At 34.9% G+C, this 20,846-nt stretch carries 17 protein-coding genes and 1 other annotated feature; of the genes, 15 read left to right on the top strand and 2 right to left on the bottom strand.

Translation table 11 applies throughout. The features are described from left to right. The first annotated feature begins 15 nt into the window (after window positions 1-15). From ACVRWY_RS00185 to ACVRWY_RS00140, 10 genes are all read left to right on the top strand, one after another. A complete protein-coding gene (locus tag ACVRWY_RS00185; RefSeq protein WP_354367024.1) occupies window positions 16-1,410 on the top strand; it encodes a glycosyltransferase family 2 protein in 1,395 nt (464 codons plus the stop codon). After that, complete coding sequence (locus tag ACVRWY_RS00180; protein ID WP_354367026.1) at window positions 1,407-3,158, top strand: rhamnan synthesis F family protein; 1,752 nt, start codon at window positions 1,407-1,409, stop codon at window positions 3,156-3,158. The genes ACVRWY_RS00185 and ACVRWY_RS00180 overlap by 4 nt, the downstream gene beginning before the upstream one ends. After that, window positions 3,158-5,611, top strand: a complete 2,454-nt coding sequence (locus tag ACVRWY_RS00175) for an LTA synthase family protein (protein ID WP_354367028.1) — start codon at window positions 3,158-3,160, stop codon at window positions 5,609-5,611. The genes ACVRWY_RS00180 and ACVRWY_RS00175 overlap by 1 nt, the downstream gene beginning before the upstream one ends. A gap of 1 nt (window position 5,612) precedes the next feature. Next, window positions 5,613-6,545 carry a glycosyltransferase family 2 protein gene (locus tag ACVRWY_RS00170; protein WP_354367030.1) on the top strand — a complete coding sequence of 311 codons (933 nt, stop codon included), beginning with the start codon at window positions 5,613-5,615 and terminating at the stop codon, window positions 6,543-6,545. Window positions 6,546-6,628: 83 nt separating this feature from the next. Then, on the top strand, window positions 6,629-8,626 hold the full coding sequence (locus tag ACVRWY_RS00165; RefSeq protein ID WP_354367032.1) for a DUF7657 domain-containing protein: 1,998 nt from the start codon (window positions 6,629-6,631) through the stop codon (window positions 8,624-8,626). 78 nt (window positions 8,627-8,704) lie between these two features. Beyond that, a complete protein-coding gene (locus ACVRWY_RS00160; protein WP_447455776.1) occupies window positions 8,705-10,180 on the top strand; it encodes an HlyD family secretion protein in 1,476 nt (491 codons plus the stop codon). A gap of 157 nt (window positions 10,181-10,337) precedes the next feature. Continuing rightward, window positions 10,338-11,183, top strand: coding sequence for a CHAP domain-containing protein (locus tag ACVRWY_RS00155; protein ID WP_354367036.1), 846 nt, complete (start codon window positions 10,338-10,340; stop codon window positions 11,181-11,183). A 79-nt stretch (window positions 11,184-11,262) separates the two neighbouring features. Beyond that, entirely contained in the window at window positions 11,263-13,611 is a 2,349-nt protein-coding gene (locus ACVRWY_RS00150) for a GBS Bsp-like repeat-containing protein (RefSeq protein ID WP_354367038.1), read from the top strand. A gap of 158 nt (window positions 13,612-13,769) precedes the next feature. Beyond that, window positions 13,770-14,993 carry a peptidase T gene (gene pepT / locus ACVRWY_RS00145; protein ID WP_354367040.1) on the top strand — a complete coding sequence of 408 codons (1,224 nt, stop codon included), beginning with the start codon at window positions 13,770-13,772 and terminating at the stop codon, window positions 14,991-14,993. Window positions 14,994-15,047: 54 nt separating this feature from the next. Beyond that, the gene (locus ACVRWY_RS00140; protein ID WP_354367042.1) at window positions 15,048-15,515 is read left to right on the top strand and encodes an EbsA family protein; all 468 of its coding nucleotides are present in this window, start codon (window positions 15,048-15,050) and stop codon (window positions 15,513-15,515) included. A 6-nt stretch (window positions 15,516-15,521) separates the two neighbouring features. On the opposite strand, the gene ACVRWY_RS00135 is transcribed toward ACVRWY_RS00140, so the two are convergent. Further along, on the bottom strand, window positions 15,522-15,716 hold the full coding sequence (locus ACVRWY_RS00135; protein ID WP_354367043.1) for a ferredoxin: 195 nt from the start codon (window positions 15,714-15,716) through the stop codon (window positions 15,522-15,524). Between the two features lie 45 nt (window positions 15,717-15,761). On the opposite strand from ACVRWY_RS00135, the gene ACVRWY_RS00130 reads away from it, so the two are divergent. The 5 genes from ACVRWY_RS00130 (at window position 15,762) to rplT (ending at window position 18,445) form a co-directional block, all read left to right on the top strand. After that, window positions 15,762-16,391, top strand: a complete 630-nt coding sequence (locus tag ACVRWY_RS00130; protein WP_354367044.1) for an SAG1386/EF1546 family surface-associated protein — start codon at window positions 15,762-15,764, stop codon at window positions 16,389-16,391. Between the two features lie 20 nt (window positions 16,392-16,411). Next, window positions 16,412-17,092: a (d)CMP kinase gene (gene cmk / locus ACVRWY_RS00125; protein WP_354367045.1), complete on the top strand. Its 681-nt coding sequence runs from the start codon at window positions 16,412-16,414 to the stop codon at window positions 17,090-17,092. A 23-nt stretch (window positions 17,093-17,115) separates the two neighbouring features. Beyond that, window positions 17,116-17,240, top strand: a sequence feature (ribosomal protein L20 leader region). A 14-nt stretch (window positions 17,241-17,254) separates the two neighbouring features. After that, complete coding sequence (infC, locus tag ACVRWY_RS00120) at window positions 17,255-17,785, top strand: translation initiation factor IF-3 (protein WP_354367046.1); 531 nt, start codon at window positions 17,255-17,257, stop codon at window positions 17,783-17,785. A 40-nt stretch (window positions 17,786-17,825) separates the two neighbouring features. Next, window positions 17,826-18,026, top strand: a complete 201-nt coding sequence (gene rpmI, locus ACVRWY_RS00115; RefSeq protein WP_354367048.1) for a 50S ribosomal protein L35 — start codon at window positions 17,826-17,828, stop codon at window positions 18,024-18,026. A 59-nt stretch (window positions 18,027-18,085) separates the two neighbouring features. Then, the gene (gene rplT, locus ACVRWY_RS00110; protein ID WP_003003310.1) at window positions 18,086-18,445 is read left to right on the top strand and encodes a 50S ribosomal protein L20; all 360 of its coding nucleotides are present in this window, start codon (window positions 18,086-18,088) and stop codon (window positions 18,443-18,445) included. A 231-nt stretch (window positions 18,446-18,676) separates the two neighbouring features. Here the strand turns inward: rplT and ACVRWY_RS00105 are convergent, their stop codons facing one another. Further along, a complete protein-coding gene (locus ACVRWY_RS00105; protein ID WP_522732347.1) occupies window positions 18,677-20,845 on the bottom strand; it encodes an LTA synthase family protein in 2,169 nt (722 codons plus the stop codon). Window position 20,846 lies beyond the last annotated feature (1 nt).

The raw sequence follows: 20,846 nt of genomic DNA, 5'->3' as shown, positions 1-20,846 counted from the left end.
ACAAGGAGTGAGAATTTGAAAGTTTCAGTAATTTGTACAAACTTTAACAAAGGGGAGTGGATAAGAGAAGCCGTTGAAAGTTTCTGTCAACAAAAAACAACTTTTCCATATGAGATTATTGTTGTTGACGATGCTTCGACAGATGAGTCTCCAGCTCTCATTAATAAGTTAGCTGAAACGTATCCAAATTTGATTCGTCCCTTTTTTAATAAGCAAAACAAAGGTATTGCAAAAACTTGGATCGATATCTGTAAGGAAGCAAGAGGAGAGTACATTGCACGTTGTGATGGGGATGATTACTGGATAGACCCTTATAAATTACAAAAGCAAGTGGATCTTCTTGAACAGACACCCGATTCTAAGTGGAGTAACACTGATTTTGACATGGTAGATGCTAAGGGTCAGACGATTCACAAAGATGTTTTAGCCAATCGCATCATTCCTTTTATGGACAGTTTTGAAAAAATGTTAGTCTATAAAGGGATGACCATGGCGTCAACTTGGTTAGTTGATACCAAACTCATGTTAGAAGTTAATAAACAGATAGCTCTTGATACCGCTGATGATACATTTAATATCCAACTGGAGCTATTCAAACGGACAAAATTAACTTTCTTACCAGATTCTACGACGGTCTATCGCATGGATGATGAATCTGATTCCCGAACGCAAGATTTTGGGAAATTGGAAAGACGTTTTACCAAGTTATTAGAGACACAAAAAGAATACAGTCAAACCCTATCTACTGATACAGCAAAAGAAGTGATTGAATTGCTTTTGCAAAGAAACCATGAGTTTGAGTTGAGTTTGGTCAAACAAGAATACCCTAACTCCCAACTTCCCAATCAATTTGTGACGATTTATTGGTCTAGTGATGGTCAGTTTAGTGAAAATCATAGACTACAATATCCCTTAAAAAAGACAGATCAGTTAGAGTTTCAAATCCCAGAAGAAGCCACTTATCTTCGCTTAGATTTATCTGAGTTACCCAGTTATTATCAGTATATTAGTCTAGTGGATGGTGAATTTTGTACAGAGCTTGCTCCTGTATCGACTAATGCCATAGAGATTGATGGAGCATATTATTTTACAGAAGTGGATCCATATTTAATCTTCAGAACAGATAAGTTTTATGGGAATCGTTTCCGTTTGTCTTATCAAATGTTTAATGTTGATAGTATTTTTAAAGAGGACTTTCTGGTTAATCGTTTAGTTAGAGAATACTCTCAAAGTAAAGATAAGATTAAGCAACTAGAGCATTATCAAAGTGATTTTGTCAACTTGAAACGAGAGCGAGATGAATTTAAACGACAGGTTGAAGAGTTAATTGTTCGATATCATTCGGTCATTTACTCACGTCGTTGGATCATTCCAACAAAAATTATAAATTTATTTAGGAGAAAGAAATGAAGCGTTTATTATTATATGTTCATTTCAATAAATACAATCGTGTTAGTTCACACGTCATTTACCAACTTGAAAAATTACGTCCCCTATTTACGCATGTTGTCTTTATTTCTAATAGTGAGGTTGAGGATAGCTACCAACTTTTATTGAGAGAAAATAATTTGATAACTGATTTTATCCAAAGAGAAAACGTAGGGTTTGACTTTGCTGCTTGGCGTGATGGGATGAGTTATATCGGTTATGATGACATTACTCATTATGATTCGATTACTATTATGAACGACACCTGTTTTGGTCCCTTATGGGATATGAAAGACCACTATTTAACATACGAATCTGATTCTACGGTTGATTTTTGGGGTCTAACAAATAACAGAGCAACAAAAGAATTTCCAGAACATATTCAGAGTTATTTTATATCATTTAAAAAAGCTATCATCCAATCTCCAAAATTTTTAGAGTTTTGGAAAGGAGTAGAAAATTTTACAGCTGTTCAGGATGTTATTGATCATTATGAGACAAAGGTGACAACTGTCTTTTTAGATGAAGGATTTCGTTATCAGACGATTTTTGATACGACTTCAGAAGATGCTAGTCACATGCTTCATGCTGATTTTAGTTATTACAATCCAACAGCTATTTTGAAAAAAGAGGTTCCTTTCATTAAAGTGAAGGCAATTGATGCTAACCAGCATATTACTCCTTACTTATTAAATGACATTGAACAACGCTCAGACTATCCGATTGATTTAATTGTTTCTCATATGTCTGAAATCAATTATCCTGATTTTAAATATCTCTTGGGGCATAAACTCCTTAGAGAGCAAGCATGGCCTGAAAAAAATGATTACAAGATAGCTATTCATTTACATGTATTTTATGTTGATCTCTTAGAGGAGTTCCTAACAGCTTTTAAAACAATTCACTTTGATTATGATTTACTGATTACAACAGATATTGTTGAAAAAGAAGTTGAGATTAAGAAAGTTTTAGCTACTCAAAATCAAGAAGCTCGTATTTTTGTCACGGGAAATATCGGCCGTGATGTTTTGCCAATGTTGAAATTAAAAGAACAGTTAAAAACTTATGACTACATTGGGCATTTTCATACTAAAAAATCAAAAGAAGCAGATTTTTGGGCAGGAGAGTCATGGCGACAAGAGTTGATTGAAATGATGATTAAACCTGCTGATAATATTATCGCTAATTTTGTTGCTAATCCTAAAATTGGACTTGTGATTGCAGATATTCCTAGTTTTTTCCGCTACAATAAAATTGTAGATGCTTGGAATGAGCATTTAATTGCACCTGAAATGAATAATCTTTGGAAAAAAATGGGAATGACCAAGCAGATTGACTTTAATCAGCTTCATACTTTTGTTATGAGTTATGGCACATTTGTTTGGTTTAAGTACGATGCTTTAAAGCCATTATTTGATTTGAATTTAGAGGATAGTGATGTCCCATCAGAACCTCTTCCGCAAAATTCTATTCTCCATGCGATTGAGCGTCTGTTGGTTTATATTGCTTGGAATGAACATTATGACTTTAGAATTTCTTATAATAGCATTCATTTGACAGCCTTTATTGATAATAAATTGTTAAATGAACGCGGGCAAACAGCTCCAAATACATTTGTCGATTTTACCTATATGGGTGGTATAAAAGGAGCTATGAAATATATTGTGATTGGACCCGCAAGAGCCATCAAGTATATTATAAATAGACTAGTAGAAAAGATGAGAAAATAATGGAATCAAGAAAAAATAAATCAAATCAATGGCTAAAAGACCCAAAACTGATTAGAGCACTTTTGATTTCTCTCTTGTTTTTTATATCAAATGGTGCTTTACTTCTAGCTCAACTTTTTGGTCATTTCAATATTCTTTATATTCTGTTTATCTATCTTCCGGCGACAGCTATCGCATATTATCTTTTTGTGATTAGATCAAAGTTCAACTTTTGGTTTGCTTGTAAAATTCTTCTTATTTATTTGATGTATCAGGTGCTGAGTTATTTTGTTTTGATGACCTTAAACATCAATAATGCTGACTTTAAGTGGTTTGATTTTGTAAAAAATCATTTTTTTCAGGTTAACTATCTTCTTCCTCTACTGTATATGCTGGGACTTACTTTAGGAATTTTTTATCTTAAATCTCGTCCTAAGCCTTTAAATATACGATTTCAACGCCATGTTTCGATTAGAGAAAATTTTTTCATTGCTCAATTCTTGACAGCCTTTATTTTGAGTGATAGTAAATTTATTGATTTTATCGAGAGAAGTAGTTTCTTTAATGTAGAGACATTAGTTGAACGACTATCTGCCTTATGGTATTATTCATGGTTGTACTTATTTATTTCTTTTGTAACTTATTTGTTTATCAAAGGAATAACAGATATTATAAACAATAGGGTTAGTATTAGCTCAGCTTTATCAATGAGCCTCCTGTTTGCAATTTTGTTTAACTACACTGTCCAGATTGGAATAGATAATAAGGGAACTGTTGTTGATCGTTTTATTTTACCTGGTGCTTTTAGCTTCCAAGTCTGTCTATATACAGGACTCTTTTTCTTAATCTATTTGCTGTCTAATCGTTTTCTTTTCTCAACTGTTTTTGTATTGGTATCAGGAACTATTTTCTCACTTGCCAATGCTATCAAATATACTTATCGTAATGAGCCTATTCTTCCTAGTGATTTAGGATGGATTAAACAAATTGGTCTGGTTTTAGGTTTTGTTGATAAAGGGTATATTTTCTCAGCTATAGCTGGCATTCTATTAGTGGGAGTTATTTATTATTTTATTAGAAAAATTATTTGGGTTGATAAAGTAACTGACAACAAGTGGCTACGCTTTTCAACTTCTTTTGGGGTTGTATTGCTATTTTCTATGACCTTTAATATCCTTAAAGGAAATGAAAATGGAAAAGTTCCCTCCAATCTGCCCATCATATCAACCTTAAATAATATTGCTGATATCAATTGGATGGGAAATTCAGTTAATGCAAAAATGAAGTCGCTTTCTTTTGTATGGGTTAAACAATTAGTGACGCCAGTAATGGAGAAACCTAAAGGATACAGCCATCAAAAAATTAAGGAAATTGAAGCAAAGTATGCAGCCGTAGCAGAAGAATTGAATGCTTCGAGAAAAAATAATATTGAAGATCAAACGGTTATTTATATTCTGAGTGAGAGTTATTCTGATCCAACTCGTATCCCAGGTGTCCAATTATCAAAGGAAATTACACCTTATCTTAATTCACTCAGAGAAAGCTACAGTAGTGGATTAATGAAATCAGATGGATACGGTGGTGGAACGGCCAATATGGAGTTTCAAACCTTAACTGGTCTTCCGATGTATAACCTCTCTCCTAATATTTCAACGATTTATACAGAAGTGGCTTCCAACATGCCTTATATCCCTTCGATAAGTGATTTGTATAGTAGTAAAAATAGAATTGCAGTTCATCTGGAATCAGGGGCTAATTATTCAAGAAATGCTATCTATACAAAGTTAGGATTCGATAAATTTATCGCCCTAACAAATTCAGACACTAAAGCGACAAATGTTAAAGATGCTGGTTTACATCCAAGCGATGCTTCAACTTATCAAAATGTCCTAGACCAGCTATCAAAAGATTCTCCTCAGTTCTTTTCAGTGATGACTATGCAAAATCATATGCCTTGGTCAGTTGGAGATCCAGCAGATATTGTAGGAACTGGAGAAGGTTTTTCAGATGAAGAGAATGGAACATTAACCAGTTATGCTCGTTTATTGAACATTACAGACCAGGCAACAGAGGACTTTTTTAATACTTTAGAAAAACAAGATAAAAAAATATCGGTTGTCTTTTATGGTGATCATTTACCTGGATTTTATCCATCAAGTAGTTTTGCCTCTGATCCACAACTCCAATATGAAACGGATTATGTGATTTGGAGTAACTATGGAACAGAAAAAATTGACCAACCTCTATTAAACTCTAGTGATTTCATTGCTGCATTATTAGAAACAACGAACTCAAAAGTGTCCCCTTATTACGCTTTGTTAACTGAGGTCATGAAAAATAGTAGTGTTGATCAAGAAAAATTAAGTTCAGATGCTCAAGAAATAGCTAATGATTTAAAAATGATTGAGTACGATTTGGTTAGCCGTGACGGTTATTTAACTAAAGATAGTTCATTTTTTAAAATAGGAGAATAAAATGACGGAAAAAATAGCAATATTGCTACCTGCTTATAATGAAGAAGTTACCATTGTAAAAGTAATTGAAGATTTTAAAAAAGCTCTTCCTCAAGCAGAAATCTATGTTTATGACAATAATTCAAAAGATAAGACGAACCAGCTTGCCAAAGAAGCGGGAGCTATAGTAAAATTTGAACCTCGCCAAGGAAAAGGTAATGTTGTTCGTTCAATGTTTAGAGAGATTGATGCTGATTATTATATTATGGCTGATGCTGATGATACTTATCCTGCAGCTGAGGTTGAAAAGCTCTTGGAACCATTACGAACAGGAATGGCAGATATGACAATCGGAGATCGTTTATCTAACGGAACATATGAAAAAGAAAATAAACGTGGTTTTCACGGCTTTGGAAATAATTTAGTCCGTATCCTCATCAATAAGTTGTACAAAGGAAATTACAACGATATTATGACAGGTTATCGAGGTTTTAATCGCTTGTTTGTTAAGACTTTTCCTGTTTTATCGCCAGGTTTTGAGATTGAAACAGAACTTTCAATCCATTCATTAGATAAACGGTTTAAGTTAGTAGAAGTTCCGATTACTTATAAAGATCGACCTGAAGGAAGTGAATCAAAGTTAAGTACATTTTCAGATGGCTTCAAAGTCTTGCGTATGATTTTTAATCTCTTTAAAGATTATAAACCTCTCATTTTCTTTACCCTTTTAACGTTTCTTTTCTTTCTTTGTGGATTAGTAGCTGGTATCCCTGTTATTAGTGAATTTGCTAAAACAGGACTGATTAATAAGTTGCCATCAGCAGTACTAGCAACTGGATTTATGATCTTATCAGCTCTATCTTTTGTAGCAGGTTTTATTCTAGATACAGTTGTACGACAAAATCGGATGCAATATGAATTAAAAGTTTATGACTTTTACAAACAAAATCTGTAGTAAAAGACAGCAAAAAGTAAGGAAATATTTAAATTACAGCTCCTAGAATTTTGTAATCTAGGGGTTAGTTATTGAGAGGGAATATGTCTTTATTAAATAAATTTTTAAAATATAGGTATCTCATAGCTCTTTTAGCCTTTGTTATAGGAGTCAGCCTTAATTTACACGGCAGTTCAATTAGTAACTGGAATAAGTATGGTATAAGCCAGACTATTTGGAATTCGCAATCAACTACACAAAATGATTTTAACAGTGATTCTGATAAGATTGATATTGAAAGCAACCTCAATAATTGGATTAGTATTCCTCCAAGAGCGGATGGAACCATTGTTGGTGTCCCAAGGATGATTAGGACAGATGAATGGTTAGTACAAACCCCATTTTATCTTTCACAAGCTAATAGCGGTAATCAATTAATTAACCCTACCTATGAGTTTTCAGGGCAAAATATGATTGTAGCTTATAATGCTCCGGTTAGACACATTTCGGTTATTGGAAAACCATTCAACTGGGGATTTCTTTTTCTAGGAGCCTCTAGAGGACTTTCTTGGTATTGGTGTTTCAAAATTATCGGGATGTTACTTTTATCTTTTGAGTTTGGAATGATTATTACCAAAAAAAATAAGCTCTTATCTTTATTAGGAAGTGCATGGATTACTTTTTCTCCATCAGTGCAATGGTGGTTTATGCAGCATTTGGGAGATGTTGTCTTTTTCTCATTGTTGATTATGGTAATAATCTACCACTTCTTATTTACAGCTAGTAAGAAGAAAAAGTTGCTTTATGCGAGTTTGTTATCAAGTGCTCTCATTGGTTTTGTTTTGGTGATTTATCCAGCTTTTCAGGTTCCTTTTGCTTATCTTATTTCAGCCTTCTTTTTAATCTACTTTATTCGTGCCTGGAAGATGAGATTGCTCACAAGATTTGATTGGATTGTTATGTTAGGAACTCTTCTTTTTTCAGGAGGGATTATCGGATATACTTTATGGGAGAGTCGAGAAGCAATTGCTTTAACCTTAAACACAGTCTATCCAGGGAGCAGAGTGTCTGTTGGTGGTGGATTAAAGCTTCATCAACTGATTGAATTTCTGCTCAATATTGCGCTTCCATTCAAAATTCCAACTTTTAGTAATCAAGTTGAATTAGCAAGTAGTTTCCAGTTTCTGCCCCTTTTCTTTCTGGCAATTCCTTTTTTGATAAAAAAAGATCAGGTGAAAGATAATACTTTTGGACTATTTCTCGTTGCTTATACGTTACTATTGACCGCGTATGCTTTTATAACGATACCAGAATTATTATCTAAGGTCACACTTTTTAGTTTTGTGACCAGTAGTCGTGCTTGGCAAACCGTTTCAGTAACTGGTGTATTTGCATCTGTTTGGTTTTTATCTTATATTTGGGAAATGAAAGATAAAAAGATATGGGTACTATTATTGACCATGCTACCGAGTTCTCTTTTATTAGCTTACCTTGTAGTGGTAGATAGAAATTATATATCTTATCTAGATAATAATGAAATGCTCAAAATATTGGGATTATACTTAGTTATTTATCTGCTATTTATTTTTAGAAGCAAACTTGCCATTTTTTCAATGCTAGTGCTGATATTACTTTCAGGTTGGACAGTTAATCCGATTGTTAGAGGAATTGGAGTTATTGAAAATAAAGCTATTTCTGTGACGATTAAGAAGATTGTCAAACAAGATCAAAATGCTATCTGGATGACTGAAAATGGGAAATTATATCAACTTCCTCAGATGTTGGGGGTGCATTCCATTGATGGTGTTAGGTTTTATCCTGATTTAAAATTGATGAAAAAACTGGATCCTAAAAACCAGTTTGAGACAAATTGGAACAGGTATTCCCATCTTAACTATATTTTAACCACAGAAGAGACCAAGATGACAAATCCATCACCAGATTCTTTATCTATTCAATTAAATGTCAAGTCTTTAGAGAGCTTAGAGGTAGATTATATTTTGACGAATAGAGATTTAGTAAGTTTATTTGGGTCAGACAAATTTTCAAAAGTTTACGGTGCTGACCAAGATGGAAATATGATATTTCAATATAAAAACTAGTAACATGAGTTGCTAGTTTTTATAAAAGCATATCTGATATTTTATCGGGTCAATAAATAAATTAAAGGAGTTCTATTTTTGCCACAAAATTTAAAAGCAAAGCACAAACGCCGAAGAAAAAGAGAAGTAATGAATTTGGCCCTACTTTTATTTGTATTATTATCCTTGTTGATGTGTTATATTTTATTGAGAGGACAAGAAATTGTCATGACGGGACAAGATTCTATATTACGAACATGGTTTCCTTCCTTCTTTAAGGATAATGCAACAACAGAAAATAGTAAGGCGAAATACCGATCTGGTGATCAAGTCATGCTAAAAAATCTTTCAGATGTTTCTAGTCAATTGGAGAATCAATATAATAAAATCGGAACTATTGAAAAGGTAGAGAAAAAATCCTCTGAACAAAAAGAGTATTTTGAATATACTGTTAGATTTTCAGAGGAGACTCTTATTGATAATATTTCAGAAGATCAATTAAAGACAGCAACATCTAAGTATAAGGTTGGAGATAGCATTGAATTGTCTCCTACAACTGGACTGAATGGTTCAGGGAAAATAACATCTGTTTCTGTAAAAGAGACAGAGTCAAGCTCTCAAATTTTTTATAATGCAACTATTGATGGCATTGGTCAGGTTGTAGATATTACAGATTCAGAGATTTCGACCATTTATGACGTTCCACTGAAGACGGACAATTCTCCTGAAGAAAATTTAAAAGTTTTAAGTGATGCAACGAGTGCAGCAAGTAAGAATAACTACACTATTTTAAATTTTCCTTCTGGAGATTATAAGATTGGTACAAGTGATCCATCTAAAAATTATGTTATTTTATCTTCGAATACGGAATTTCGAGGAAATGGAGTTAATCTCATTGTTGATGGAACAATGTACTGGTTTGGTATAGCGACTGGTAGTCAAGCAACTGATGGATTGACTAATTTCACCATGCACGATATGAACATTAAAGCTAATGATTTGGTAAATGGAGATCACTTTATGGTGATGGCTAATCATGGTAACAATTGGTCAGTTTATAATAATACATTTACTTTGGTTCATAAATCAGGAAGTCATATATTTGATTTAGGAGGAGTTCAAAATGCCACTTTTGAAACCAATCAATTTATTGGCTATGCTCCTAATATTACTTCTGTGACAAGTTTGCCAGAAGATGAAGATTTACATAAATACTATGCAGAAGTTATACAATATGATGCTAGTGATAACACTGGTGGTTGGGATGCTAATTTAATTAAATCAATTGATCCAGATTATGCCACTCATAATAGTGAGAAGCAAGTTAGTAGCAATATTACTGTTACAAACAATAAATTTTTACCCTACATTGATGCTTCTGGAAAAATAGTTGCTTATAGTGGAACAATTGGTCAACATTCCTCTCAAGTTGGCTATGTCACTGTAACGAATAACACTTTTGAATCGCCATTTGTGACAAGATTTTCACAATCTGAAGATCTATGGTACTTTAAACCAATCCATTTCCCAGCAGATACGGTTTCTTATATTTCAGGAAATACGATCAGTAGCTAACAAAATGTAGCTTCTTGCCTTAAAAATAAAGAGATGTAGTTGATTTAAACCGCACTCTAAAAGTTAGACGAAAAATCTAACTTTTAGGGTGTTATTTTTATAAAAAAAAGAATCCTTTTGCTTCCTTTCCGAATAAATCAAATGAAAGGAAGGTTTTATGAACTTAAAAAAATCAATTTTATATTCCACAGCAATGATGCTCAGTTTAGCTAGTCAAAATGTTTTAGCTTATACTCCAAATTATTCAGATCAATCTGTCAGTCAGGTTATATCATTTGCCTCTGATTTAGCAAATAGAGGCGTAGGAGTTGATATTGATGGACTCTATGGTATGCAGTGCGTTGATTTAGTCAATTGGATTAGTAGTAAATATTTTGGTAAGCCATTAAGAGGCAATGCCATTGATTTATTAAACTCTGCTAAGAGCCAAGGATTGACCGTTATTTATGCCTCATCAGGTCAGACACCTAAAGCAGGAGATATTTATGTATCGGACACAACACGTCTATATGGGCATCCATATGGACATACTGGCTTGGTGATCCAAGATGCCATAGGTCAATCTTTTAGAACGGTTGAACAAAATGTTGATGGGAACGCCAATGCACTTTCAGTGGGAGGACCAGCTAGATTTTTAACAAGAAATTTGAGTCAACATGCGATTATAGGATGGATTAGACTTCCCTACAAGTCAACGACAGGAACTGTTGTTACATCTTCAGTCCCTGTTGCCCCTAGTTCTCCAACTTCTTCAGTCAGCACAGTAGCACAGCAAGGAAAGTTTACTGTTGGCGTTGCAAAACTAAATGTTCGTGATAAACCAAGCTTATCTGGGAATATCGTAGCAACGTACACATCTGGTATGAGTTTTAATTTTAATGGAGTAGTGGAGGCTGATGGTTACCGATGGGCAAGTTATACTTCTTATAGTGGCGCTAAACGATATGTCGCTATTGGTCAAATTAGTGGGGATAAACTAATAAGTTATGGTCAAATAAATTAGAAAATGACAATTAAAGTATTGATTTGTTCTTAATATTAGTGTTATAATGGTTGAAAGTTTTTTATTTAGGAGAGTCATTTTGAAAGGATACGGAAGAAAACATTTAGCTAGTAAAGCGTTTCTGACCATTCCTATGGTTTTAGCTTTTGTAGGAGGGATTCAAGCTCAGGCAGAAGACTTGGTGACCGCTGAGTCTAGTCAGCCAGAGGTGAGTTTAACTCAAAGTAGTGCAGCTGAGGTAAAAAGTGCTCCAGAAGCTGATGCTTTAGCTACAGCTTCCTCAGAGTCTCAAGCTACGGTTTCAACTCAGCAAGAAAGTAGTGAGACGAGCACATATCTTTCCTCTAATGTTAGCTCAGAAGTGACTTCAAGCACAGCCTCTTCTGAAACAGCGAGTTTAACCAGTACTTATCAAACAAATAGTCTTTCGTCTGAGACGAGTTCGGTAAGTTCTACGCCAGTGACAGCCAGTTCAGAAAATGCAGTTTCTAGCGTTAGTACGACTGCTAGCACGACCAGTTTGACGAGTGAGTCAGCGGTGCTTTCTTTGGTGCAAGGTTATGCGGCAGATGTGACTAATCTTCCAGTGACTAGTGTGGCGCAAAAAGATCAAGCCTTGACCATTCAGTACAACCGTCCGATCAGTTCCGATGAAGTGATTAAGATTGCAGTTTGGTCCGATCTTAAAGGTCAGGATGACCTTAAGTGGTACACGGCGGACAAGTTAGGTGCGGCCTATGTGGAATTGAAAAATCATCGCGATTATGGTAAGTACAATATCCACACTTATGCCGATCGTAGTGGTCGTATGGTGGGCTTAAATGCGACTGAACTGACAGTTGTCGCTCCAGCTAAACCTTCCATTACCGTATCCTCTAAAAGTGTTTCTGTTTTTGATGTCACCATTTCTAATGTTCCAAACACCATCTCTTCGGTTAAAGTTCCTGTATGGACAAATCATAATGGTCAGGATGATTTGATTTGGTACACTGCGAACAAACAAGCTAGTGGGACTTATCGTGTGACGGTTGATACTAAAAATCATAAAAATGAAACCGGTCAGTACCACATTCATGCTTATGGTCAAGCATCAGGTAGTCTTCAGTTACAAGGTTTGACCACGGCAACCTACACTGTTACCCCTTCTCAAGCAGACGCTGTTAAACAACCAAGTGTGTCAGTTGTGGCAAAAGGTGAAACAGCTTTTGTTGCGACAATCACTAATGTTCCAAGCACCATCTCTTCGGTTAAGGTTCCTGTATGGACAAATCAGAACGGTCAGGATGATTTGGTTTGGTACACCGCTGCTAAGGAAGCCAATGGAACTTATCGAGTAACAGTTGACACTAAAAATCATAAGTCAGAAACCGGTCAGTACCACGTTCATTTTTATGGACAAGAAAGTGGTCGTAGTCAGTTAGTTGGATTAGCTGCAAGCACTTACACGGTTCCTACACCAAAACCAAAAGAGACCCTGGCGACAACGTCTATTGTTAAAGTAAGTACAAGCGACTACCAGAAAGAAAATGGAAAAGTAACTGTTGTCGTAGATGCGGGTGCAGAAGCTCCATCGGTTAAACTTGTTCGTGTCGCAGCTTGGTCTGAAAGTAATCAATCTAATTTAAAATGGTATACTGCGACTGACCTCAAAAATGGTCAAGTTCAGATTACTGTTGATACAGCTAATCATAAGTATATTGATGGAAGCTACACGATTCATACCTATATTGATTATCAAGACGGCTCTACAAAAGGATTTAACTTAGGGAATTATATTTTAGAATCAATGAAGCACCCTTCAACATCTGCTTCACAAGGGGATTATTCTGTCATAAATAAGGTAATTTACCTAGATGCGGGACATGGAGGGAGCGACCCAGGTGCTGTATATTTTGGTCAAACGGAAAAATCTTTGAATTTACAGGTTCAAGAAAAATTAAAAACAATACTTGAGAATTCAGGTTATCAAGTTGTATTGACACGTACAGGTGATGGTTTCTTAGATCTTTTAGATAGATCAAAAAAAGCTAATTCATCTAATTCTGATCTTTTTATTAGTATTCATTTTAACGCTTCAACAAATTCAGCGACAAATGGTGTTGAGACCTATTACTACCAATCTTATGCAGAATATCCTTCGGCGATCAATAAGGAGTTTCACAATAACAGTGAACGCCTTTCCAGAAGCAATTACCTTGCTCAAGCACTTCAGTCTGAAATAGTAGCAAATACTGGTGCTTTGAATAGAGGAGTTCAAAGAGATACTTTCGCAGTCTTACGTGAAACGACTGCTCCAGCAGTATTATTAGAGTTAGGTTATATGTCGAATGTGTCAGAAGCCAATAAAATAAAACAAGAAAATTATCAAAATAAGTTAGTAAATGGTATTTTTAGTGGTATTAAAAAGTATTACGATTACTATGTATAAATCTATTAGGATGGGTTTTTTAAATAATAGATGATAAAGTAAGAGAAGACTACCAAGGTCTTCTCTTTTTTAATTGGTATATCCTTCGGAAAAGGCATTTTCTTTTTGACTAAAGTCTAAATATAGCTTAAAATAGATAGGAACGAAAGGAGAGTGCGATGAAAGAAAAATTACTTGAGCGTTTTTTAACCTATGTGAAGGTTAACACACGTAGTGATGAAACGTCAGATACTACCCCAACTACCCAAAGTCAAGTTGATTTTGCTTTAAATGTTTTAAAACCAGAAATGGAAGCTATAGGATTACAAAATGTTCATTATTTAGAAAGTAATGGCTATATTGTAGGAACTCTTCCGGCTAATAGTACACAGTTTAAACATAAAATTGGTTTTATAGCTCATATGGATACAGCTGACTTTAATGCTGAAGGTGTTAATCCTCAAGTGGTTACAGATTATGATGGTGGAATTATTAATTTAGGGACTTCTGATTATCGTTTGGATCCAAAAGATTTTCCTAATCTCAAAAATTATATGGGACAAACTTTAATTACCACAGATGGAACAACTTTGCTTGGTGCAGATGACAAGTCAGGGATTGCAGAAATTCTAACGGCAATGGATTATTTAATTCAGAATCCTCAAATTCAACATGGTGAAATTAGAGTTGGATTTGGTCCAGACGAAGAAATTGGTGTTGGTGCGAATAAGTTCAATGTTAAAGATTTTGATGTTGACTTTGCCTACACAGTTGATGGTGGCCCACTTGGAGAGTTACAGTATGAAACTTTTAATGCAGCAGGAGCAGATATTGTCTTTAAAGGACGTAATGTTCATCCAGGAACGGCTAAAAATCAAATGATCAATGCTCTTCAACTAGCTGTGGATTTTCATAACTTACTTCCTGAAAGTGAGCGACCTGAAAAGACAGAGGGGAGTCAAGGTTTTTACCATTTACTAGCTATTGAAGGAACCGTTGAGGAAGCACATTCTAGCTACATTATAAGAGATTTTGAAGAAGATGACTTTTTATTTAAAAAATCTGAATTAGCTAGAATAGCTAAACATTTTAATGCTCAGTTTGAACAAGATAGAGTGCTTTTAACGATAGAAGATCAATACTATAATATGAAAAAGGTAATCGAGCATAATATGGTTTGTGTAGAAATCGCAAAAAATGTTATGGAAGACTTAGCTATTAAACCGATTATTGAGCCAATCCGAGGTGGTACTGATGGATCTAAAATTTCTTTTATGGGGATTCCGACACCAAATATCTTTGCTGGGGGAGAAAATATGCATGGTCGCTTTGAATTTGTCAGCTTAGAGACTATGGAAAAAGCAGTAGAGGTTATTATTGGCATTTCAACTTTTAAAGATTAACCTTTTTAAAACACAATAAATATGATAGAATAGAGGTTAATGGAGGTTATACCTGTGATAAAAATTTTTGGTAAAATCCGTTATCATTGGCAACCAGAGCTTTCTTGGATGATTGTCTATTGGTCTATTGCGATTACACCCATATTTTTAGGCCTATCTTTATTATATGAGCGTACGAAAATTCCGTACCAATTGTTTATACTATTTGCTATATTTGTCATTTTAGCGGGTATCGGATTTCATCGTTACTTCATTATTGAAGATGAGGAAGTGAAGGTTGTTTCACTTAGTATTTTTACACCTTCGAGGATAATGATAGCATCTATTAAAAAAATAGAAGTTACAAAGCACAGCTTAATGTTTATTACAGATAAGTATCCGAAAGGTAAAATATTTTATATGAGGAAGTGGCCTAAAAAATATTTTTTAGATGCTTTAGCTGTTCATCCGAAATTTATAGGTGAGGTGGAACTACTAGATAATTTTATTAAGCTAGATTATTTTGATCATTATCAAAAATAAAAAGCACTAATGAGAAATCAGTGCTTTTGTTGGACAGTTTTTGACAGCCAAGACAGTGGAATCTTTATCTGGAAGTTCTAGTTGCAGGTCATCTGAATTTACAAACTTGACAATGCCGTTGTCATAATAATCAAAATTATCTGAATAAGTTTGACATAGTCCACATGCGATACATTTTTCTGGAATAATTGTTACTTTCATAGTATCATTTTAATATTAAATTTTATTTTTAACAAGGGGGAAATCATGGCAAAAGAACCATGGGAAGAAGAACTTTACGAAGAGGCAGAAGTAGCAGAGGATAAAACAAAGAAGTCTAAAAATTCAAAAGTAATTAGTACTCCTGTTCTAACAGCTTTGTTGGGGATATTTTTTGCTATTGTTTTAGCTATTTTTATAGTGGTTTTATATACTTCTAACGGTGGTGGAAGTAAGGATGCAACTGATGGATTTTATGGCGCATCTACCTCGTCAGTTGCTGCAAGTTCATCTTCTAGTGAGGCTGCAAGCTCAACAACAGAAGAATCTACTACAACAGAAGAAAGTTCAGTGGAATCTAGTACAAGTAGCAAGAAGAAGAAAAAATCATCAAGTGCCTCATCAAGCACTTCATCGAGTTCCACAGAAACAGTTGTAGAATCTTCCTCAGAAGAATATGTTGATCCGTATGCAGATCAGACAACTGGAGCCTATGCAGCTCCATCTACAAACTCAACGGGCGCAACAATTTCTGTTAATGCTGGTGAAGGTGCTGCTTCAATTGCCGCACGAGCAGGTATTTCTTTAGAGCAACTTTATGCTCTAAACCCTAATATGATGACAGGACCTGGTGGAACATGGTATGCTAATCCAGGTGATGTGGTCAATGTCAACTAAAGATAAAGTTTGAGGTAGTCATGAAACAAATTAGAATTGCAATTGACGGTCCTGCCTCTAGTGGAAAAAGTACAGTAGCCAAGATTATTGCAAACAATCTTGGCTATACTTATTTAGATACTGGAGCAATGTACCGTTCAGCAACATATTTAGCTTTAAAAAATCATTTAACAGAAAAAGATACACCAAGTATTTTATCTCAATTAGATAAAAATCCTATTTCTTTCCAACGATCCACTACAGGTTTACAGAAAGTTTTTGTAGGAGAGACAGACGTGACGGACATTATTCGTGATAATGATGTGACAAACAATGTCTCTTGGGTAGCGGCCATCTCTGAAGTTCGCGAAAAATTAGTTGAACAACAGCGGCTGATTGCTAAAGATGGTGCTATTATAATGGATGGACGTGATATTGGGACCGTTGTTTTACCCGATGCGGAATTGAAAATTTTCTTGGTAGCTTCAGTGGATGAGCGAGCAGAACGTCGCTATAAAGAAAATTTAGAAAAAGGGATTACAACAGACTTAGAATCATTGAAAAAGGAAATCGCTGAACGAGATTATAAAGATAGTCATCGTAAGGTTTCTCCCTTAAAAGCAGCTAATGATGCCATTGTTTTTGATACAACAGGTATCAGTATTGAGGGTGTGGTGGAATTTATTTCAGAAAAAGCTAAAAAAATCATTGACATGCATTAAGATGTTTGGTAGAATATTCTTAATGAGAAAAGCAGAAGTGAGAACTTCTCGCCTTGCGACTAAGGTTGTCTGGCCCAACATGTCAAGATTCCTTTGGGAATATTATGTGTGCGGGCTTGATTTATCAGGTCCGCTTTCGTTTTTCTCTAAAAAAATGAAGAGGTGAAGAACATAGCTAAGAAAGATTTGTTCATTAACGACGAGATTCGCGTTCGTGAAGTTCGTCTGATTGGTCTTGAAGGTGAACAATTAGGGATTAAACCGTTGGCTGAAGCTCAAGCACTTGCAGATGATGCGAATGTCGATTTGGTTTTGATTCAACCACAGGCTAAGCCACCCGTTGCGAAAATCATGGACTATGGTAAGTTCAAGTTTGAGTATCAGAAGAAACAAAAAGAACAACGCAAAAAGCAAAGTGTTGTAACAGTTAAAGAAGTTCGTCTAAGTCCTGTTATTGATAAAGGAGACTTTGAGACAAAGCTTCGTAACGGTCGTAAGTTCCTTGAAAAAGGAAATAAAGTAAAAGTGTCTATTCGCTTTAAGGGCCGTATGATTACTCATAAAGAAATTGGAGCAAAGGTCTTGGCAGATTTTGCTGAAGCAACGCAAGATATTGCGATTATTGAGCAACGCGCTAAGATGGATGGCCGTCAAATGTTTATGCAACTTGCACCAATTCCTGACAAAAAATAATTGTCAATTGTTAACTATTATTTAAGAGGAGAAAATTAACATGCCAAAACAAAAAACACACCGCGCATCAGCTAAACGTTTCAAACGTACAGGTTCAGGTGGATTGAAACGCTTCCGCGCTTATACTTCACACCGTTTCCACGGTAAAACTAAGAAACAACGTCGTCATCTTCGCAAAGCTTCAATGGTAAGTGCAGGAGATTTCAAACGTATTAAATCAATGCTTACTCGTCTTCGTTAAGAAGTCAGTTGGATTGATATGTAGATTATTAGAACAGAATTATTTGGAGGAAAATATAAATGGCACGTGTTAAAGGTGGCGTTGTATCACGCAAACGTCGTAAACGTATTCTAAAACTTGCAAAAGGTTATTATGGAGCTAAGCATATCTTGTTCCGCACAGCGAAAGAACAAGTAATGAACTCATACTACTATGCATACCGCGATCGTCGTCAGAAAAAACGTGATTTCCGTAAATTGTGGATCACTCGTATCAATGCGGCTGCTCGTATGAACGGTTTGTCATACTCACAATTGATGCACGGTTTGAAATTAGCTGAAATTGAAGTAAACCGTAAAATGCTTGCTGATTTAGCAGTTAACGACGCTGCAGCTTTCACAGCTCTTGCAGATGCTGCTAAGGCTAAATTAGCTAAGTAATGAATTAAATAGAGTTTAGAATAAAACGTCTGGACTAAAAAAAGCAATGGTTTTTAACACTGTTGCTTTTTCTTTTTGACATGTAGATGATCTTTATAACATTTATTATAGTTCTTGTTAGATTGAAGAAGGAAAGAAGTAAAACAGGTGGATTGAAACGTGCTGAATAAAGCCAACTAAAAAAGTCGTTCTTTTTAAGTTAAGAACGACTTTTTTTAGTTAGAGATAGTTTTACTCTTGATTATTAGTGCTAGATGATTCAGATGTGGAGCTGGAGCTAACTTCTGAATCATTTTTATGTAATTCTAGATAACTCGGTGCTTTGAATAAGTTTTGTGTTGACTTATTACCATTTTGACTATAAAGACTAGTTGATTGATCTCCTTTTTCCTTTTCTATTTGTTTGAGGGCTTTTAGGGAGTCAGAATAAGAAATTTTACTTGAATCTAATGTCCCTAAGCCACTCTCTGTATAAAATCTAAGGAGGTCTCCAGTCTGTATTTCATCACTGATAGAAAGTTGTTTAGCGGCAGCTTCTTTGTAGGTTTGTAGTTCAACAGAAGTTGTTTCATCAGGGTTGGTGATTTCAACTCCTGTTTCAGTATTATAAACACGACCACCGTAAACAGTGTATTTTGGTGTAACATAGTTTCCTGATGTTCTGAAGGCAACTATTTGGCTATTATCAGGAGATAGTAAATCTTGTCCTAATTGAATAAAGTTTTTCGAGTCAATTCCTAAGACATGCTCAAGAGTAGGGAGGGCATCAATTTCTCCTCCAAAAGTGTTACTAACAAATCCTTTTGTCATCCCAGGGACATGAATCATATATGGAACTCGTTGGAGCATCACATTATCATAGTCTGTCCAAGTTTCAGGATCTTTTCCTAGTAACTCTGCTAAAGCAGTATTGCGAGAATTGGAAATCCCATAGTGATCTCCATACATCACAATAATAGAATTCTCGTACAATCCACTAGATTTTAGATAATCAAAGAAAGCCTTAAGAGAGCTATCAAGGTAGTTAGCAGTAGCAAAATAACCGTTGATGGTTTCATCATTTGTTTGTGCTAATGGGAATCCAACATCATCTCCTGAAAGGTTTTGATAAGGATAATGATTAGATACTGTAATGAATTTTGTATAAAAAGGTTGTTGTAGATGTTCGAGGTATTTAATAGAATCTGCAAACATAACCTTATCATTTAGCCCATATTGGAAAGAATTTTCTTTGGTTAAGGTTGACATATAAGACTGATCAAAGAAATAATTATAGCCAAATTTTTTATAAGTATTGTTTCGATTCCAAAATGAACCACTGTTTCCATGGAAAACTGCACTAGTGTATCCACCAGTTTCAGATAAAATAAATGGTGCAGCTTGTTGAGTGTTTTGGGCACCATATTGAACAAAAAATGAGCCTTGATTCAACCCAAAAAGTGATGTTTCCATTAGGGTCTCAGCATCGGATGTCTTGCCAGCTTTTACTTGATGGAAAAAGTTTGAGAAAGAAAATGTCTCATTAGAATGATAGAGAGAGTTGATAAAGGGGGTAACCTCATACTCTTTTTCATCTACTTTGAGCTTATAATCAATTAGAAATTGTTGGAAGCTTTCTAGGTGAATAACAATGACATTTTTCCCTTTTCCAATGCCAAAGTAGTCAGAGTTAGGACTAGCATAATGGCTAGCAACATATTCTTTAACAGGTTCTATTTCAGAAGGATCAGCTTCGGAACGAACCTTATGTGTTTTGTAAGTTTGGTTACCATCATATCCTAGAAATGCAGGTAGCCCAAGTGCTCGTACAACATAAGTATTTGAAAAACCTCTGCTTAGTAACTCTGGGCGATCAATTTCTGCCAAGAACAGATTGATTGAAAAAAGTAAGGCAGACAAAGCAGTAACGGCAAAACTTGCTCGTTTATTAACAGGTTTAGTATCAAAGCGTACTTTTTTTCGATTATACAAGTAAATGAGAATAATGACATCTAGGATATAGATCAAATCCCAAGGTCTAAGTAGATTAATAGCAGAATCTCCTAAACCAGCTGAAACTTTACTTGAAGCTAGGGCAGCCGTAATCGTAATAAAATCAGAAAACTCTCTGTAATAAAGTGCATTTGCAATTAACAGTATATTTAGGAGAGCATATAAGAAGAAGCTTAAAATATAAAATACTTTAGTATTTTTTACATATAAAGCCAGTCCTAAAAATAGTAAACTAAGGGGGATGGGGTTGATAATGGTCAAAAATAGTTGATAAACATTATCAAGGTCTAAGTTAAAATCAATATTATAAGCCCACATACTTTTTAGCCAATAAAAGAATAAGAGCGATAGTATGAAGCCGAATCGAGTGCTCATAACTTGATAAAAATGGTTTATTATCTTTTTCACT

Source organism: Streptococcus porcorum (genome assembly GCF_053203725.1).
The sequence above is the reverse complement of the archived record's forward strand: the minus strand, read 5'-3'. Positions and strand labels throughout refer to the sequence as shown.

What these genes read in the sequence shown, in the direction of transcription:
- ACVRWY_RS00180 (WP_354367026.1), top strand. Translation starts at nt 1,407, where the DNA reads ATGAAGCGTTTATTATTATATGTTCATTTCAATAAATACAATCGTGTT.
- ACVRWY_RS00175 (WP_354367028.1), top strand. Translation starts at nt 3,158, where the DNA reads ATGGAATCAAGAAAAAATAAATCAAATCAATGGCTAAAAGACCCAAAA.
- ACVRWY_RS00170 (WP_354367030.1), top strand. Translation starts at nt 5,613, where the DNA reads ATGACGGAAAAAATAGCAATATTGCTACCTGCTTATAATGAAGAAGTT.
- ACVRWY_RS00165 (WP_354367032.1), top strand. Translation starts at nt 6,629, where the DNA reads ATGTCTTTATTAAATAAATTTTTAAAATATAGGTATCTCATAGCTCTT.
- ACVRWY_RS00155 (WP_354367036.1), top strand. Translation starts at nt 10,338, where the DNA reads ATGAACTTAAAAAAATCAATTTTATATTCCACAGCAATGATGCTCAGT.
- pepT (WP_354367040.1), top strand. Translation starts at nt 13,770, where the DNA reads ATGAAAGAAAAATTACTTGAGCGTTTTTTAACCTATGTGAAGGTTAAC.
- ACVRWY_RS00135 (WP_354367043.1), bottom strand. Translation starts at nt 15,716, where the DNA reads ATGAAAGTAACAATTATTCCAGAAAAATGTATCGCATGTGGACTATGT.
- ACVRWY_RS00130 (WP_354367044.1), top strand. Translation starts at nt 15,762, where the DNA reads ATGGCAAAAGAACCATGGGAAGAAGAACTTTACGAAGAGGCAGAAGTA.
- cmk (WP_354367045.1), top strand. Translation starts at nt 16,412, where the DNA reads ATGAAACAAATTAGAATTGCAATTGACGGTCCTGCCTCTAGTGGAAAA.
- rpmI (WP_354367048.1), top strand. Translation starts at nt 17,826, where the DNA reads ATGCCAAAACAAAAAACACACCGCGCATCAGCTAAACGTTTCAAACGT.
- rplT (WP_003003310.1), top strand. Translation starts at nt 18,086, where the DNA reads ATGGCACGTGTTAAAGGTGGCGTTGTATCACGCAAACGTCGTAAACGT.